This is a genomic window from Kitasatospora sp. NPDC057940 (genome assembly GCF_042887425.1).
Taxonomy (GTDB): Bacteria; Actinomycetota; Actinomycetes; order Streptomycetales; family Streptomycetaceae; genus Kitasatospora.
In genome coordinates this window covers 69,056-85,985 of record NZ_JBHVPH010000007.1, presented here as the reverse complement: position 1 = coordinate 85,985, position 16,930 = coordinate 69,056, and the positions used below count along the sequence as shown (strand labels likewise).

7 protein-coding genes are annotated in these 16,930 nt (G+C 72.5%); 6 read left to right on the top strand and 1 reads right to left on the bottom strand.

Going from position 1 to position 16,930, the window contains the following annotated elements; translation table 11 throughout:
- The first annotated feature begins 148 nt into the window (after positions 1-148).
- Entirely contained in the window at positions 149-3,181 is a 3,033-nt protein-coding gene (locus tag ACFVTF_RS13905) for a bifunctional [glutamine synthetase] adenylyltransferase/[glutamine synthetase]-adenylyl-L-tyrosine phosphorylase (protein WP_387813336.1), read from the top strand.
- Between the two features lie 100 nt (positions 3,182-3,281).
- Here ACFVTF_RS13905 and ACFVTF_RS13900 read toward each other — a convergent pair whose 3' ends face one another.
- Entirely contained in the window at positions 3,282-4,247 is a 966-nt protein-coding gene (locus tag ACFVTF_RS13900) for a phosphatase PAP2 family protein (RefSeq protein WP_387813333.1), read from the bottom strand.
- 316 nt (positions 4,248-4,563) lie between these two features.
- Here ACFVTF_RS13900 and pulA point away from each other — a divergent pair, with 316 nt between their 5' ends.
- From pulA to ACFVTF_RS13875, 5 genes are all read left to right on the top strand, one after another.
- Positions 4,564-10,065, top strand: a complete 5,502-nt coding sequence (gene pulA, locus ACFVTF_RS13895) for a pullulanase-type alpha-1,6-glucosidase (RefSeq protein WP_387813330.1) — start codon at positions 4,564-4,566, stop codon at positions 10,063-10,065.
- A 549-nt stretch (positions 10,066-10,614) separates the two neighbouring features.
- The gene (locus ACFVTF_RS13890) at positions 10,615-12,951 is read left to right on the top strand and encodes a M4 family metallopeptidase (RefSeq protein WP_387813327.1); all 2,337 of its coding nucleotides are present in this window, start codon (positions 10,615-10,617) and stop codon (positions 12,949-12,951) included.
- A gap of 253 nt (positions 12,952-13,204) precedes the next feature.
- A complete protein-coding gene (locus ACFVTF_RS13885) occupies positions 13,205-14,944 on the top strand; it encodes a carbohydrate-binding module family 20 domain-containing protein (protein ID WP_387813324.1) in 1,740 nt (579 codons plus the stop codon).
- Positions 14,945-15,069: 125 nt separating this feature from the next.
- Positions 15,070-15,294: a hypothetical protein gene (locus ACFVTF_RS13880; RefSeq protein ID WP_387813320.1), complete on the top strand. Its 225-nt coding sequence runs from the start codon at positions 15,070-15,072 to the stop codon at positions 15,292-15,294.
- A 55-nt stretch (positions 15,295-15,349) separates the two neighbouring features.
- Positions 15,350-16,912 carry an AMP-binding protein gene (locus tag ACFVTF_RS13875; RefSeq protein ID WP_387813317.1) on the top strand — a complete coding sequence of 521 codons (1,563 nt, stop codon included), beginning with the start codon at positions 15,350-15,352 and terminating at the stop codon, positions 16,910-16,912.
- Positions 16,913-16,930: the final 18 nt, after the last annotated feature.

Here is a 16,930-nt window from a genome sequence, read left to right as displayed (position 1 = left end):
GGGGCGGTCGGCGCCGGGAGAACGAGCGCGGCGGCCCCGAGGTCACGGACGGGTGGCGCGGCGCGCGGCGCCGAGCCGCCCGGGCGGTCGTGTCCGGCGCCGGGCCGTCAGGGCGCGTAACCTGCTGGGGCGGACGGATGGAGGGGCCATGGCGGTGGACGAGCAGCGGGCCGGGAGCAGGGTCAGCCGGCCGGAGATCAGGCTGGTCAGGCGCGGGTTCACCGACCCGGCGCAGGCGGTGCGGCTGCTGGCGGGCCCCGGCCTGGAAGGCCTGGCCGACGACCCCGTGCTGCTGGACGCGCTCGGCGCCACCGCCGACCCCGACCTCGCCCTGCTCGGCCTGGCCCGGCTGCTGGAGGCCGCCGACGAGGCCGAACGGCACACCCTGCGCGACACCCTCACCACCTCCAAGCCGCTGCGCGACCGGCTGCTCGGCGTGCTCGGCGTCTCCACCGCGCTCGCCGACCACCTGGCCCGGCACCCGCACGACTGGCACATGCTGGTCACCTTCGAGCTGCGCGACATGCACCCCGGCCCGGAGGACTTCCGCCGCGCGCTCGCCGAGGGCGTCCGGCGCGGCCGGGAGCGCGGCCGCAGCCCGGCGGACGCCCTGCGCGTCGCCTACCGCCGCTGCCTGCTCGCCATCGCCGCCCGCGACCTCACCGGCACCACCGACCTCGCGCAGACCGCCGCCGAACTCGCCGACCTGGCCGGCGCCACCCTGCAGACCGCCCTGGACCTCGCCGCCGAGCAGGACCAGGACGCCGCCCGGGCCTGCCGGCTCGCCGTGATCGGCATGGGCAAGTGCGGCGGCCGCGAACTCAACTACGTCTCCGACGTGGACGTCATCTTCGTCGCCGAGCCGCGCGAGGGCGTGGACGAGCACGAGGCCGTCAAGGCCGCCACCCGGCTCGCCGCCGCCCTCACCCGGCTCTGCGCGGACACCACGGGCGAGGGCACCATCTGGCCGGTGGACGCCAACCTGCGCCCCGAGGGCCGCAACGGCCCGCTGGTGCGCACCCTGGCCAGCCACCTCGCCTACTACCAGCGCTGGGCCAAGACCTGGGAGTTCCAGGCGCTGCTCAAGGCCCGCCCGGTCGCCGGGGACGCCGAACTCGGCGCCGCCTACCTGGAGGCGCTGGCCCCGATGGTCTGGCAGGCCGCCACCCGGGACAACTTCGTCACCGACGTGCAGCAGATGCGCCGCCGGGTGATCGACTCGATCCCCGCCACCGAACTGGACCGCCAGCTCAAGCTCGGCCCCGGCGGGCTGCGCGACGTCGAGTTCTCCGTCCAGCTGCTCCAGCTGGTGCACGGCCGCACCGACCCGGCGCTGCGCAGCGGCAACACCCTGGAGGCGCTGGCCGCGCTCTCCCGCGGCGGGTACGTCGGCCGGGCGGACGCCGTCTCGCTGGACACCGCCTACCGCTTCCTGCGCTCCCTGGAGCACCGGATCCAGCTCTACCGGCTGCGCCGCACCCACCTGATGCCCACCGGCGCGGAGGACCTGCGCCGGCTGGCCCGCTCGCTGGCCGCGCTGATCAACGACGACACCCGCTCCGACCCGGTGGCCGCGCTGCAGCGCGAGTGGAAGCGGCACGCGGTGGAGGTCCGGCGGCTGCACGAGAAGCTGTTCTACCGGCCGCTGCTCGACGCCGTCGCCGAACTGCCGGCGGGCGCGGCCGGGTTGACCCCGGACGCGGCCCGGGCCCGGCTGGAGGCGCTGGGCTACGCGGACCCGGCCGCCGCGCTGCGCCACCTCAGCGCGCTCGCCTCCGGGGTGAGCCGCAAGGCCGCGATCCAGCGCACCCTGCTGCCGGTGCTGCTCGGCTGGTTCGCCGACTCGGCCGACCCGGACGCCGGGCTGCTCAACTTCCGCCAGGTCTCCGACGCGCTCGGCCGCACCCCCTGGTACCTGCGGCTGCTGCGCGACGAGAGCGCCGCCGCCGAGCAACTGGCCCGGGTGCTGTCGGCCGGCCGGCTCGCCCCCGACCTGCTGCTGCGCGCCCCCGAGGCGGTCGCCATGCTGGGCGACCCGCAGGGCCTGGCGCCGCGCGGCCGGGCCTCCCTGGAGCAGGAGATACTGGCCGCCGTCGGCCGGGCCGGATCCACCGCGGCCGCCGTCGCCGCCGCCCGCTCGGTGCGCCGCCGGGAGCTGTTCCGCACCGCCGCCGCGGACGTCCTCGGCCGCCTCGGCGACGACCCGGCCGAGGCGCTGGACACCGCGGGGGAGGCGCTGACCGCGCTCAACGCCGCCACCCTCCAGGGCGCGCTGCGCGCCTGCACGGCCGGCTGGGAGGCCGAGCACGGCGACCTGCCGACCCGGATCGCGGTGATCGCGATGGGCCGGTTCGGCGGCCACGAGCTGGGCTACGGCTCGGACGCCGACGTGCTCTTCGTCCATGAGCCGCTGCTCGGCTCGCTGGAGCAGGACGCCGCCCGGGCCGCCCAGGCGGTCTGCAACGAGCTGCGGACCCTGCTCGGCGCGCCGTCCACCGAGCCGCCGCTGCTGGTCGACGCCGACCTGCGGCCGGAGGGGCGCAGCGGCCCGCTGGTGCGCACCCTCGCCTCGTACGCGGCGTACTACCGGCGCTGGTCGCACGCCTGGGAGAGCCAGGCGCTGCTGCGCGCCGAGCCGGTGGCCGGGGACGAGGAGCTGGGCGCGCGGTTCCGGCAGCTGATCGACCCGCTGCGCTACCCGGGCGTCGGGGTGCCGGAGCGGGACCTGGTGGAGATCCGCCGGATCAAGGCGCGGATCGAGGCCGAGCGGCTGCCGCGCGGCGCCGACCCGACCACGCACACCAAGATCGGCCGCGGCGGGCTGGCCGACGTGGAGTGGACGGTGCAGCTGTTCCAGCTCCAGCACGGGCACGAGCTGCCGGCCCTGCGCACCACCCGGACCAGGGCCGCGCTGGCGGCCGCGGCCGAAGCCGGGTTGGTCGGGCGTTCGGACGCGCAGGTGCTGGACGCGGCCTGGGTGCTGGCCTCCCGGGTGCGTTCGGCGGTGATGCTGGTACGCGGCCGGCCCGGCGACAGCTTCCCCGGGGAGGCCCGGGAGCTGGCCGGGGTGGCCCGCTACCTCGGGTACGGCGCCGGGCACAGCGGCGAGCTGGTGGACGACTACCGGCGGACCACCCGGCGGGCCCGGGCGGTGGTGGAGCGGCTGTTCTACGGGGGCTGAGCCGGGGGGCCGAGACCGGCGGCCGAGACCGGCGGCCGAGGCCCGGCACGCGAAAGGGGCCCCGAGTGGGGCCCCTTCCGTCCGTCCAGGTCCAGCGGCTCTACCGGCGGGCGCTGCTCACCGCGGGTTCGCTCCACTGCTCGGGGACGGTGATCGGCTCATCCGCCGTCTCCCGGGCGGGCACCTGGGGCAGTCTGTAGACCCAGGAGTGGTACATCCAGCGGGCGGTGAGGAAGCCCAGGGCGAGGCAGAGCGCGCCGCCGACGGCGTCCATCCAGAAGTGGTTGGCGGTCGAGACGATCACCGTCAGGGTGGCCACCGGGTAGAGCAGGCCGAGCACCTTGACCCACGTCCGGCGGGCCAGGTAGAAGATGGCCAGCCCGCACCAGGTCGACCAGCCGATGTGCATCGAGGGCATCGCCGCGTACTGGTTGGACACGTGCGCGGCGGGCCCGGAGGCCATCGAGCCCCAGGTGCCGTGCACCTTCACGGTGTCGATGAAGCCGCCGTCGGTCATCAGCCGGGGCGGGGCCAGCGGGAAGAAGTAGAAGCCGATCAGGGCGATCGCGGTGGTGGCGAACAGCACGGTGCGGGCGGCGACGTAGCGGCCGGGGTGGCGGCGGTAGAGCCAGACCAGCACGCCGATGGTCACGATGAAGTGCAGGGTCGCGTAGTAGTAGTTCATCCCGGTGATGAGCCACCCGACGCTGTCCGCGGCGTGGTTGATCGAACGCTCGACGGCGATGCCCAGCGAGTGCTCCAGGTCCCAGATCCAGCGCGCGTGCTTCTGGGCTATCGAGGCCTGTTCCGGAACGGCGTTGCGGATGATCGAGTAGATCCAGTAGCTGATCCCGATCAGGGCCAGTTCGAACCAGAGCTTCGGCCGGGCCGGTGAGCGCCGCTGGTCGCGGATGCGGCCGCGCAGTGCGGCGACACGGGACTGAGTGGCGCGGGCGGCTCCGTCGGGCAGGCGTTCCGAGGAGGCCGGCCGTGCTCCGGAACCGTCACCGCGCGCCGCCCCGGCGCGCGGTGCGCGGCCGTGTTGGATCTTGGTCGGTTCCCCCATGGACGAGAAGTCTGCCAGACGTCCCGTCGCCGTCCGATCATCCCCTGGCAGTGGATTCTTCACCGGCCGTCCCCCTTGAGGGCTAGGGGGAGGCTCCCACCGGGGTAGGGGGTGAGGTCGGGTCTGGTGCTTACCGGTGGGACAGGCATACGTCCCATTGTTACGCCGACCGCTCCAAGGGCGTAATCGGGGTGGCAGCAACGGTCCTGGCCTGGAGTTTCCCGGAACGAAACGGTTTCTGCATCTTGCTGAAACATATTGCAGGCCGCTAGCTTCCAGGGAACTCGCTCACCCCTTCCCCTAAGGGAGACCCTCAGTGGCCGATGTCCGGCTCCGCCCCCGGCGGAGCACCCCCCGACGCAGACCCGGCCGCACGGCCGTCCTGCTGGCCGCCGCGCTGACCGCCGCCACCCTCGGCAGCGCCCCCGCGGCCCTCGCCGCCGCCCCGCCGCCCCCGCCCTCGGACGCCGCCCTGGCGGCCACCGCCGGGCGGCACGACCTCACCCGCGAGCAGTTCTACTTCGTCCTGCCCGACCGCTTCGCCAACGGCGACCCCGCCAACGACACGGGCGGCATCACCGGCGGCCGGCTGGACCACGGCTTCGACCCGGCCGACAAGGGCTTCTACCACGGCGGCGACCTGGCCGGCCTGATCCAGCGGCTCGACTACATCCAGAACCTCGGCACCACCGCGATCTGGATGGCCCCGATCTTCAAGAACAAGCCGGTCCAGGGCAGCGGCGACCAGGCCTCGGCCGGCTACCACGGCTACTGGATCACCGACTTCACCCAGGTCGACCCGCACTTCGGCACCAACGACCAGCTCAAGGACCTGATAGCCAAGGCCCACGCCCGCGGCATCAAGGTCTTCTTCGACGTCATCACCAACCACACCGCCGACGTCATCGACGCCGCCGAGCAGCAGCACGGCTACCGCTCCGTCGGCGCCTACCCGACCCTCGACGCCGACGGCAACCCCGTCGACGAGACCGCGATCGCCGACGCGGGCGCGCCCTGGCCGCGGCTCACCAAGGACTCCTTCCCCTACACCCCGGTCTTCCGCAAGCCCGCCGACGCCACGGCCAAGACCCCGTCCTGGCTCAACGACCCCGCGCTCTACCACAACCGCGGTGACTCGACCTTCGTCGGCGAGTCCGCCACCGAGGGCGACTTCAGCGGCCTGGACGACCTCGACACCCAGAACCCCCGGGTGGTGAAGGGCTTCGAGAAGGTCTACCAGCAGTGGGTCAAGGACGCCGGCGTGGACGGCTTCCGGATCGACACCGTCAAGCACGTCAACATGGCGTTCTGGCAGCAGTGGGCGCCCGCCCTCAAGGACTTCGCCGCCAAGCAGGGCAACAAGAAGTTCTTCATGTTCGGCGAGGTCTACTCCGGCGACCCGGCGATCACCTCGCCGTACGTCACCAAGGGCAAGCTCCAGGCCACCCTGGACTTCCCGTTCCAGGGCGCCGCCCGCAGCTACGTCTCCCAGGGCGGCTCGGCGAAGAACCTCGCCGACGTCTACGGCCAGGACTACCGCTACACCACCGCCGACACCGACGCGTACGAGCTGCCGACCTTCCTCGGCAACCACGACATGGGCCGGTTCGGCTCCTTCCTGCTCGCCGACAACCCGGGCGCCGACGAGGCCACCCTGCTGAAGAAGGACCGGCTCGGCACCGAGCTCCAGTTCCTCACCCGCGGCCAGCCCGTCGTCTACTACGGCGACGAGCAGGGCTTCACCGGCGCGGGCGGCGACCAGGACGCCCGGCAGGACATGTTCGCCTCCAAGACGCCCTCCTACAACGGCGACCGGGTGCTCGGCGGCCCCTCCGGCCCGGCCGACCGGTACGGGCAGGGCGGCGCGCTCTACCAGGACGTCGCCGCGCTGGCCAAGCTGCGCCGCGACAACCCGGCGCTCGCCGACGGCGCCCAGATCGAGCGCTACGCCGCCGACGGCGCGGGCGTGTACGCCTTCTCCCGGATCGACGCCGGGCAGCGGACCGAGTACCTGGTGGCGGTCAACAACGCCGCCGAGGCGAAGACCGTCACCCTGGACACCTTCTCCGCCGGGACGGGCTTCGACCGGATCTACCCGGCAACGGGCGGGAAGGTGACCTCCGGCGCCGACCGCAAGGTCACCGTGACCGTGCCGGCGCTCTCCTCGGTGGTGTTCAAGGCGGGCGCCGCGCTCGCACCCACCACGGCGGCGCCGCAGCTCTCCGTGCAGCCGCCGGCCGACGGTTCGAGCGGCACCGTCACCGTCGGCGCCACGACCGGCGGCGGCTTCAACCGCGTCACCTTCGCCGCCCAGATCGGCACCGGGCCCTGGCAGACCCTGGGCACCGCCGACACCGGGAGGAACCTGGTCACCCAGGACCTGGGCGCCACCGCCCCCGGCACGGTCGTCCGCTACAAGGCCGTCGTCCAGGACTCCAGCGGTCGGCTGCGCTCCGCCACCGCGAGCTTCACCACCGGCGCCCCCGCGCCCAAGCCGGTGCCCACCGCCGGCGCCCGCCCGTACGCCGTCGTGCACTACAACCGGCCGGACGGCGACTACGACGGCTGGAACCTCTACGCCTGGGGCGACCTCGCCGACGGCGAGACCACCCCGTGGCCGGCCGGGCACGCCTTCACCGGCCGGGACGCGTACGGCGCCTTCGCCTACGTGAAGCTCAAGCCGGGCGCCTCGGACGTCGGGTTCGTCGTCGAGAAGAACGGCGTCAAGGACGTCGACGCCGACCGCCACGTCGACGTCGGCGCCACCGGCGAGGTCTGGCTCCGGCAGGGCGACCCGGCCGTGCGCACCGCGAACCCGGGCCCGGCGAACACCCAGCCCGCCAACACCGCCGTCCTCCACTACAACCGGCCCGACGGCGACTACGACGGCTGGGGCCTGCACGACTGGACCGGCGCCGCCACCCCCACCGACTGGGGCAAGCCGCTGATGCCGGTGCGCCGCGACGCCTTCGGCGCCGTCTTCGAGGTGCCGCTGGCCCCCGGCGCGACCAGCCTCAGCTACATCCTGCACAAGGGCAACGACAAGGACCTGCCCACCGACCAGTCCCTGGACCTCGCCGTCGACGGCCGCGAGGTGTGGCTGCTCGGCGGCCGCGAGGGCCACCTGCTGCCGCAGAACGCCGCCGCCTCCGCGCAGGTGGACCTCGGCACCGCCAAGGCCCAGTGGATCGACGCCAGGACCGTCGTCGTCCCGGCGGCCTACGGCGCGGGCGACGCCGCCCTGGCCGGCGGCACCAGCGCCCAGCTGGTGTACGACCCCGAGGGCGGCATCCGCGCCGACAAGGGCGTGCTGACCAAGCCCGGCCGGTGGATCCGGCTCAACGCCGCCCAGGGCGGCCTGACCGCCGCGCAGAAGGCCGCGTTCCCGCACCTGGCGGGCTACCGGGCCTTCACCGTGGACGCCCGGGACACCGGCCGCGTCCCGGCCGCGCTGCGCAGCCAGCTGCTGTTCACCGAACACCTGCCCAGCGGCGCCGTGCTGGCCGCCACCGGGGTGCAGACCCCCGGCGTGCTGGACGACCTCTACGCGCGCCGCACCGGCCGGGTGGACTTCGGCCCGGCCTACTACAACGGCAAGGTGGCGCTGTCGGTGTGGGCGCCGACCGCGCAGGAGGTGTCCGTCCAGGTCTTCGACGGCGCGACCGGCGGCACCCCGAAGACGCTGCCGCTGAAGCTGGACGACGAGACCGGCGTCTGGGAAGTCGTCCGCGACAAGGGCGAGTTGGACGGCAAGTACTACCTGTACCAGGTGAAGGTCTGGGCGCCCTCCGTCCAGCAGGTGGTGGTCAACACCGTCACCGACCCGTACTCGGTCGCGCTGTCCACCGACTCCGGGCGCAGCCTGGTCGCCGACCTCGCCGCCAAGGAGCTCAAGCCCGCGGGCTGGGAGGAGCAGAACGTCCCCAAGGCCGTCCCGCCGGCGCAGCAGCAGATCCAGGAACTGCACGTCCGGGACTTCTCGGTGGAGGACACCACCGTCCCGGCCGCCGAGCGCGGCACCTACCTGGCGTTCACCGAGTCGCAGTCGGCCGGCATGCGGCACCTGCGGGAGCTCGCCCAGGCCGGGGTGACCACCGTCCACCTGCTGCCGACCTTCGACATCGCCACCATCCGGGAGAACCGGGCCGACCAGAAGCTGCCGGCCTGCGACCTCAAGTCCCTTCCCCCGGACGGCCCGAAGCAGCAGGAGTGCGTGGCGGCCGTCGCCGCCGACGACGCGTACAACTGGGGCTACGACCCGTTGCACTACACCGTGCCGGAGGGGTCGTACGCGACCGAGCCGAACGGCACGGCGCGCACCGTCGAGTTCCGGCGGATGGTGCAGGCGATGCACGAGGCCGGGCTGCGGGTGGTGCTGGACGTGGTCTACAACCACACCGCCGCCGGCGGCCAGGCCGAGCACTCGGTGCTGGACAAGGTCGTCCCCGGCTACTACCAGCGGCTGGACGGCAACGGCAAGGTCACCGCGGACAGCTGCTGCGCCGACACCGCGCCCGAGCACGCCATGATGAACCGGCTCGTGGTCGACTCGGTGACCACCTGGGCCCGCGAGTACAAGGTCGACGGCTTCCGCTTCGACCTGATGGGCCTGGACCCGAAGTCCACCATGCTGGACGTGCAGGCCGCGCTGCGGAAGATGACGCCCGCCTCGGACGGCATCGACGGGAAGAACGTCTTCCTCTACGGCGAGGGCTGGAACTTCGGCGTCGTCGCGAACAACGCCCGGTTCGAACAGGCCACCCAGCTGAACCTGGCCGGCACCGGCATCGCCACCTTCGACGACCGGATGCGCGACGCCGCCCGCGGCGGCAACTTCATGCTGAACTCCGCCCCGCAGCAGGGCTTCGCCTCGGGCCTGTACACCGACCCCAACGGCTCGCCCGCCAACGGCACCCCGCAGGAGCAGAAGGACCGGCTGCTGCACCAGATGGACCAGCTGAAGGTCGGACTGACCGGCAACCTGGCCGGCTACTCCTTCACCGACAGCTCGGGCCGGGCCGTCACCGGCGCGCAGGTCGACTACAACGGAGCCCCGACCGGGTACGCGGCCAAGCCGGGCGAGGCGGTGGAGTACGTGGACGCCCACGACAACACCGACCTGTTCGACGCGCTCGCGTACAAGCTGCCGACCGGCACCGCGCCCGCCGACCGGGCCCGGATGCAGGCGCTCGGGCTCTCGCTCACCGCGCTCACCCAGGGCGCGGGCTTCGCCCAGGCCGGCAGCGACCTGCTGCGCTCCAAGTCGCTGGACGCCAACTCCTACGACTCGGGCGACTGGTTCAACGCCATCCACTGGGACCCGTCGCAGGGCAACGGCTGGGGCCGGGGCCTGCCGCCGGCGACCGACAACAAGGAGATGTGGCCGACCGCGCAGTCCCTGCTGGCGAACCCGCGGCTGACCGTGGGGGCGGCCGACATCCGCGCGACCTCCGCGCAGTACCAGGAGTTCCTGCGGATCAAGCAGTCCTCGCCGCTGTTCTCGCTGCCCACCCTGGCCGCCGTCCAGCAGCGGCTGTCCTACCCGCTCTCCGGCACGCCCGGTGAGACGCCCGGGGTGATCACCCTGCACCTGGACGGCACCGGGCTGAAGGGCGCCGAGAAGGGCGTCACCGTGGTGTTCAACGCCACGCCCACCGCGCAGACGCAGACCGTGGCGGCCCTGAAGGGGACGGGCCAGGCCCTGCACCCGGTCCAGGCGGGCGGCGCGGACGCGGTGGTGAAGCAGTCCGGCTTCGACGCCGCGACCGGCACCTTCACCGTGCCGGGCCGCACCGTGGCGGTGTTCGTCCAGGGCTGATCGACGAACGCCGGAACCCCCGGGTCCCGCACCGCCGTCGTGGCGGTGCGGGACCCGTTTCGTTTTGGCCGCCCGGTGGCCGGAAAGCACCGATGGCACGGCCGGAAGCGTGATGTGCCGCCCCCGCCCGGCGCCGTCGGCCACCGGGTAATGCGGGCGGGGACCCTGAGCGCTGGTCAGTGACTTCCGGAAGTGATCGAACATTCCCCGGATCATGAAAACCGTGTTCATGAGTTCTCAAAGGGGTAACACAACTGATGAACAGTCATGCATACGGTTTCGGTAATGAATCGGCCATTCCGTGGCATGCATCTGTCATTAACGACTCGTTTGCTGCCACGATTCCTGCGGCTGCAGACGAGGGGGCCCCACCCCCCGGTGCGGCTGACCAGTTCAGGTGCAGCGCGTCCCAAACCTGCCACGACTTGTGAGCACCGCAATCGCACCCCCGTCGCACACCGCGGGCGGGGGCCCCCACTGCGCCGCAACCCTGCGGCCCAGGTTTCTCTCCACCGGTGCGAACCCGCGCCGGTCGGAAAAGGAGTCCGCATGTCCCGTTACGCTCACGCCCGGAAGGCAGCGGTTGTCATGGCCGCCACCACCGCGCTGCTGGTGACCGGCATACCGGTCATCGCGCAGGCCGCGACGCCCGACGCCCCGTCCGCCGTCGCCGCCCAGCAGTCGACCCGGGCCGCGCTGATCGCCTCCGCGAACCAGCAGTCCGCGTCCTTCGCCCAGGCCCTGGGCCTGAGCAGCCAGGAGAAGCTGGTCACCAAGGACGTCGTCCAGGACACCAACGGCGGCCGCCACCTGCGCTACGAGCGCACCTACGCCGGGCTCCCGGTGCTCGGCGGCGACCTGATCGTCCACCAGGACGCCGCGGGCGCCACCAAGAGCGTGACCAAGGCCAGCGAGGCCAACCTCAGCGGCGTCGACACCACGCCGGCCCAGGCCGCGCCGAAGGCCCAGGCCGCCGCGCTCGCCGCCGAGCAGGGCGCCGCCGTCGACACCGCGCCGCGGCTGGTCGTCTGGGCCGCCGACGGCACCCCGAAGCTCGCCTGGGAGACCGTCGTCTCCGGCCGCGAGTCCGACGGCACCCCGAGCAAGCTGCACGTGGTCACCGACGCCAAGACCGGTGACGTGCTCAGCAAGGCCGACGGCATCAAGCGCGGCACCGGCAACGGCGTGTTCGTCGGCAACGTGCCGCTGACCACCACCCAGAGCGGCTCGACGTACTCGCTGAAGGACGCCACCCGCGGCGGCCAGTACACCACCGACATGAAGAACGGCACCTCCGGCAACGGCACGCTGTTCAGCAAGTCGAGCGACACCTGGGGCAACGGCCAGGCCAGCAACCGCGAGTCCGCCGCCGTCGACGCCCAGTACGGTGCCGCCGTCACCTGGGACTTCTACAAGAACTCCTTCGGCCGCACCGGCATCAAGAACGACGGCGTCGGCGCGATGAGCCGGGTCCACTACGACACCGGCTACGTCAACGCGTTCTGGGACGACAGCTGCTTCTGCATGACCTACGGCGACGGCTCGGGCGACACCCACCCGCTGACCGAACTCGACGTCTCCGGCCACGAGATGAGCCACGGCGTCACCTCCGCCACCGCCAACCTGAACTACTCGGGCGAGTCCGGCGGCCTCAACGAGGCGACCTCCGACATCATGGGCACCGGCGTCGAGTTCTACGCCAACCTGCCCGCCAACCCGCCGAACTACCTCATCGGCGAGCTGATCGACATCAACGGCAACGGCACGCCGCTGCGCTACATGGACAAGCCCTCCAAGGACGGCACCTCGGCCGACTCCTGGTACTCGGGCGTCGGCAACCTGGACGTGCACTACTCGTCCGGCGTCGCCAACCACTTCTTCTACCTGCTGTCCGAGGGCAGCGGCGCGAAGACCATCAACGGCTTCAACTACAACAGCCCGACGGTCAACAACATCACCGTCACCGGCATCGGCCGCGACAAGGCGCTGCAGGTCTGGTACAAGGCGCTGACCGCGTACATGACCTCCACCACCAACTACGCCGCCGCCCGCACCGCGACCCTGAACGCGGCCACCGACCTGTACGGCGCGAACAGCGCCGAGTACAACGCGGTCGCCACCGCCTGGGCCGCCGTCAGCGTCGGCTCGCTGCCCAACCCGGGCGGCATCACCGTCACCAGCCCGGGCAACCAGTCCACCGCGGTCGGCGGTGCGGTGAACCTCCAGATCAAGGCCTCCGGTGGTACGGCGCCGCTGTCGTACAGTGCGACGGGTCTGCCGGCCGGGCTGGCGATCAACGCCTCCACCGGCGCGATCACCGGTACCGCCACCACGGCGGGCTCGTCGAACGTGACGGTGACGGTGAAGGACTCGGCGGGCAAGTCCGGTACCGCGAGCTTCACGTGGACGGTGACCGGTGGCGGTGGCGGCACCTGCACGCCGGCGCAGCTGCTGGGCAACGCGGGCTTCGAGACGGGCTCGGCGGCGCCGTGGACGACCAGCTCCGGCGTCGTGGACAACAGCTCCTCGCAGGCTGCGCACGGTGGTTCGTGGAAGGCGTGGCTGAACGGCTACGGTTCCTCGCACACCGACACGCTGTCGCAGACGGTGACGATCCCGGCGGGCTGCAAGGCGACGCTGAGCTTCTGGTTGCACATCGACACCGCTGAGACGGGCAGCACCGCGTACGACAAGCTGACCGTGGCGGTGAACGGCACCACGCTGAAGACGTACTCCAACGTGGACGCGGCGGCGGGCTACCAGCAGCGGACCTTCGACCTCTCGTCCTACGCGGGCCAGACGGTCACCCTGAAGTTCACCGGCACCGAGGACGCCTCGCTGCAGACGAGCTTCGTGATCGACGACACCTCCATCCAGACCGGCTGAGTCCGGACCGGGCCCCCGCGGGCCCGGTGAACCAGGACAGGTGAGGGGCCCGGCGGCTACGGCTGCCGGGCCCTTGTCGTGCGTCCGGGCCCAGGCGGTGCAGAAACGTTCCTCCCGAGCCCTTGACGCTCTCTCCCGGCGGCCCTAGGTTCAGCGCTGCAAGTTTCCGGCAAGTTACAGAAACTTCCTGCATAGCTCTTCCTGCACGGCCCACCCCCGGCTGCCCCCACCCCAGCCACCCCCAGGAGACGACGTGGTCACCACCGCCCCCACCCGCCGGACCGCCCGCGCGGCCGGCGCCCTCGCCGCCTCGGCGGCCCTGGCGCTCTCGCTCGCCACCTCCCTCGGCGCCCCCGCCGCCCAGGCCGCCCCACCCGCCGACAACGGCAAGGACGTCACCGCCACCCTCTTCGAGTGGCGCTTCGACTCCGTCGCCCAGGCCTGCACCTCGACGCTCGGCCCGAAGGGCTACGGCTTCGTCGAGGTCTCGCCGCCCCAGGAGCACATCCAGGGCCCGCAGTGGTGGACCTCCTACCAGCCCGTCAGCTACCGGATCGCCGGTCGGCTCGGCGACCGGACGTCCTTCAAGAACATGGTCGACACCTGCCACGCCGCCGGGGTCAAGGTCGTCGCCGACGCCGTCGTCAACCACATGACGGCCGGCTCCGGCACCGGCACCGGCGGCACCGCGTACACCAAGTACACCTACCCCGGCACCTACCAGGACCAGGACTTCCACTCCTGCCGCCAGCCGATCAGCAACTACCAGGACCGCTCCAACGTGCAGAACTGCGAGCTGGTCAACCTCGCGGACCTGGACACCGGCAGCGCGTACGTCCAGCAGACCATCGCCCGCTACCTCGACGACCTGGGCTCCCTCGGCGTCGACGGCTACCGGATCGACGCCGCCAAGCACATCGCCGCCGGCGACCTCGCCGCGATCAAGGCGAAGACGGCCAACCCCAAGGCCTACTGGGTGCAGGAGGTCATCTACGGCGCCGGCGAGCCGGTCCAGCCCACCGAGTACACCGGCACCGGCGATGTCGACGAGTTCCGCGTCGGCACCGACCTCAAGCGGATGTTCACCAGCGACAAGCTCGCCAACCTGTCCGGCTGGGGCGCCTCCTGGGGGTACCTGCCGAGCGGCCAGGCGCGCTCCTTCATCGACAACTGGGACACCGAGCGCAACGGCTCCACCCTCAACTACACCTACGGCAACACCTACACGCTGGCCAACGTCTTCCTGCTCGCCTCGCCGTACGGCGCGCCCAACGTCTACTCCGGCTACGCCTTCACCAACAACGACGCCGGCCCGCCCAACGGCGGCACCGTCAACGCCTGCTACCAGGACGGTTGGAACTGCACCCACGCCTGGCGGCAGATCGCCAACATGGTCGGCTTCCGCAACGCCGTCGCGGGCACCGGCGTGACCAACTGGTGGTCCAACGGCAACAACGCGATCGCCTTCGGCCGCGGCAACAAGGGCTACGTCGCGCTCAACCACGAGAGCGGCCCGATCACCCGGACCTTCCAGACCGGGCTCGCGGCCGGCACCTACTGCGACGTCCAGCACGGCGACCCGCAGTCGGGCGGTGGCTGCACCGGCCCGACGTACCAGGTGGGCGCCAACGGGCAGTTCACCGCGACGGTCGGCGCGGGCGACGCGATCGCGCTGTACGGCCCGGGCGGGGCGGCGAGCACCTCCGGCGCCTCGTTCAACGTCAACGCGACCACCGTCAACGGCCAGAACATCTACGTGGTCGGCGACATCGCCGCGCTCGGCGGCTGGGACCCGGCCAAGGCGCTGCCGCTCTCCTCGGCCGGCTACCCGGTCTGGTCGCTGTCGCTCGGGCTGCCCGCCGGCACGGCCTTCCAGTACAAGTACGTCCGCAAGGACGCGAGCGGCGCGGTGACCTGGGAGTCCGGGGCCAACCGGACGGCGACCGCGCCGGCCTCGGGCCCGGTCACCCTGAACGACACCTGGCGGCCGTAGGCCTGTCCGCCCGCCCTCGGGCCGCCCCTGGACCCCCGTCAGCCTGGCCTGACGGGGGTCCCTCGTGTGGGTGGCCGTGCCGGTTCAAACCTCGGGCGGCGAGGCGGCGCTGACACGATCGCGGGATGAGAACCACCTCCCTCGTCCTCGACCTCGAACTGTGCGGCGGCCGCTGGGACGGCCACCGCAAGCGCGTCAACGCCGCCGCCCCGCCGCCCGCCCTGCGGATGCTGCTCCGGGCCCGCCTGCCCGCCGCGGAGAGCGGCGAGTACTGGCCGACCACCAGCGTCTACCGGCTGGACGACGACGGCACCGGCTCGCTCCGCTACCGGCACTCGCACGACGAGTGATCGCCATCGGCTATAACTCCCGGCCCTGGATGCGGGGTTGGGTTAGGGTGAGGACATGGTTGCAAACTGCAAGGAAGAAGTGGCCGTGAACGAACCGGGGTTCGTCAGCGCTCCCGCCCTGATTCTTCAGTCCCTCGCCGCCGGCCCCGACCGGCGGGCCATCACCACCGCCGACGGCGTCGAACTCGCCGCCGGTGACTTCGCCGCCGCCACCTACCGACTCGCCCACGAGCTCATCGCCCGGGGCGTGGTGCACGGCGACACCGTGACCCTGCTCGCCGGCAACACGGCCGAGGCGTTGAGCGCCCGTTACGCGGCAGGCCTCGCGGGTGCGCGGGTGGTGAACCTCTACGACGGCATGAGCGCCTCGACCCTGGCCGAGATCGCGACGAGCGTCGACACCGCCGTCCTGCTCGTCGACGCCGAACGGTACCCGGTGGCCGCCGAGTTGCTGCCCCTGCTCGACGTGCCGGCCGTTCTCCGTCTCGGCCCCGGACCGGACGCGATCGGCGAGGACGTGATCGCCGCCGCCGCGAACCGGCCCGCCGAGCCGCCGGCCGTCCGGGTCGGCCCGGACGACGACTGGGGCATCCGGCACACCGGCGGGACCACCGGAATCCCGAAGGGCATCCGCAGCCTGCACGGCGCCTACCGGAAGGTCTTCGACGCCCCCGGCCGGATGGAGAGCGACGCGCCCCGCTTCCTCGCCGCCACCTCGCTCGCCCACCTCGCCGGGCTCTTCTCCGACCTGACGCTCCACCACGGCGGCGCGGTCGTCCTCCAGCGCTCGTTCGACCCCGGCGACGTGCTGGCCGCGATCGAGCGCGAACGCATCACCGACCTGTGGGTGCTGCCGCCGCTGCTCTACCAGCTGCTCGACCACCCGGCGATCGGCCGCACCGACCTGTCCAGCCTGCGCCGGGTCTCCTACGGCGGCTGCGCGGCCTCGCCCACCCGGGTGCGCGAGGCGCTCAAGGTGTTCGGGCCGGTCCTGTGGAGCGGCTACGGGCAGTCGGAGGCGCAGAACATCTGCATGCTCGCCCCGCACGAGCACGACCGGGTCGGGCACGGCGGCCAGATCGCGGTCGGCCGCCCCCTCCCGGGCGTCGAGGTGGTGATCCGCTCCGCCGACGGCACCGAGCTGCCGACGGGGGAGCAGGGCGAGATCCACGTCCGCTCGGACACCGTCATGGCCGGGTACTGGAAGCGGCCCGACCTGACCGCCGAGGTGCTGCGCGACGGCTGGCTGAACACCGGAGACATCGGCTACTTCGACGCGGACGGCTACCTCTACCTGGCCGACCGGCTCAAGGACAAGATCATCGTGGTCGGCGGGCACGTCTACCCGTCCGAGGTCGAGGACCTGCTGCTCACCCACCCGGCGATCGCGCAGTGCGCGGTCTTCGGGGTGCGCGACGCGCAGGAGGCGGAGCACGTCCACGTCGCCGTCGTCGCCGCGTCGGGGCAGCGGCCCGAGCTGGCGGACGTCCAGGCGTTCGTCACGGCCCACAAGGGGCGGATCTACGCGCCGGAGGCCCTGCACCTCGTGGCCGCGATCCCGCTGACGTCGGTGGGCAAGCCGGACAAGAAGCGGCTGCGCGAGTCCGTGGCGGGCTGACGCCGGGGGCCGACGGCG

Coding starts and splice junctions, on each gene's coding strand:
- ACFVTF_RS13905 (WP_387813336.1), top strand. CDS start 149: ATGGCGGTGGACGAGCAGCGGGCCGGGAGCAGGGTCAGCCGGCCGGAG.
- ACFVTF_RS13900 (WP_387813333.1), bottom strand. CDS start 4,247: ATGGGGGAACCGACCAAGATCCAACACGGCCGCGCACCGCGCGCCGGG.
- ACFVTF_RS13890 (WP_387813327.1), top strand. CDS start 10,615: ATGTCCCGTTACGCTCACGCCCGGAAGGCAGCGGTTGTCATGGCCGCC.
- ACFVTF_RS13880 (WP_387813320.1), top strand. CDS start 15,070: ATGAGAACCACCTCCCTCGTCCTCGACCTCGAACTGTGCGGCGGCCGC.
- ACFVTF_RS13875 (WP_387813317.1), top strand. CDS start 15,350: ATGGTTGCAAACTGCAAGGAAGAAGTGGCCGTGAACGAACCGGGGTTC.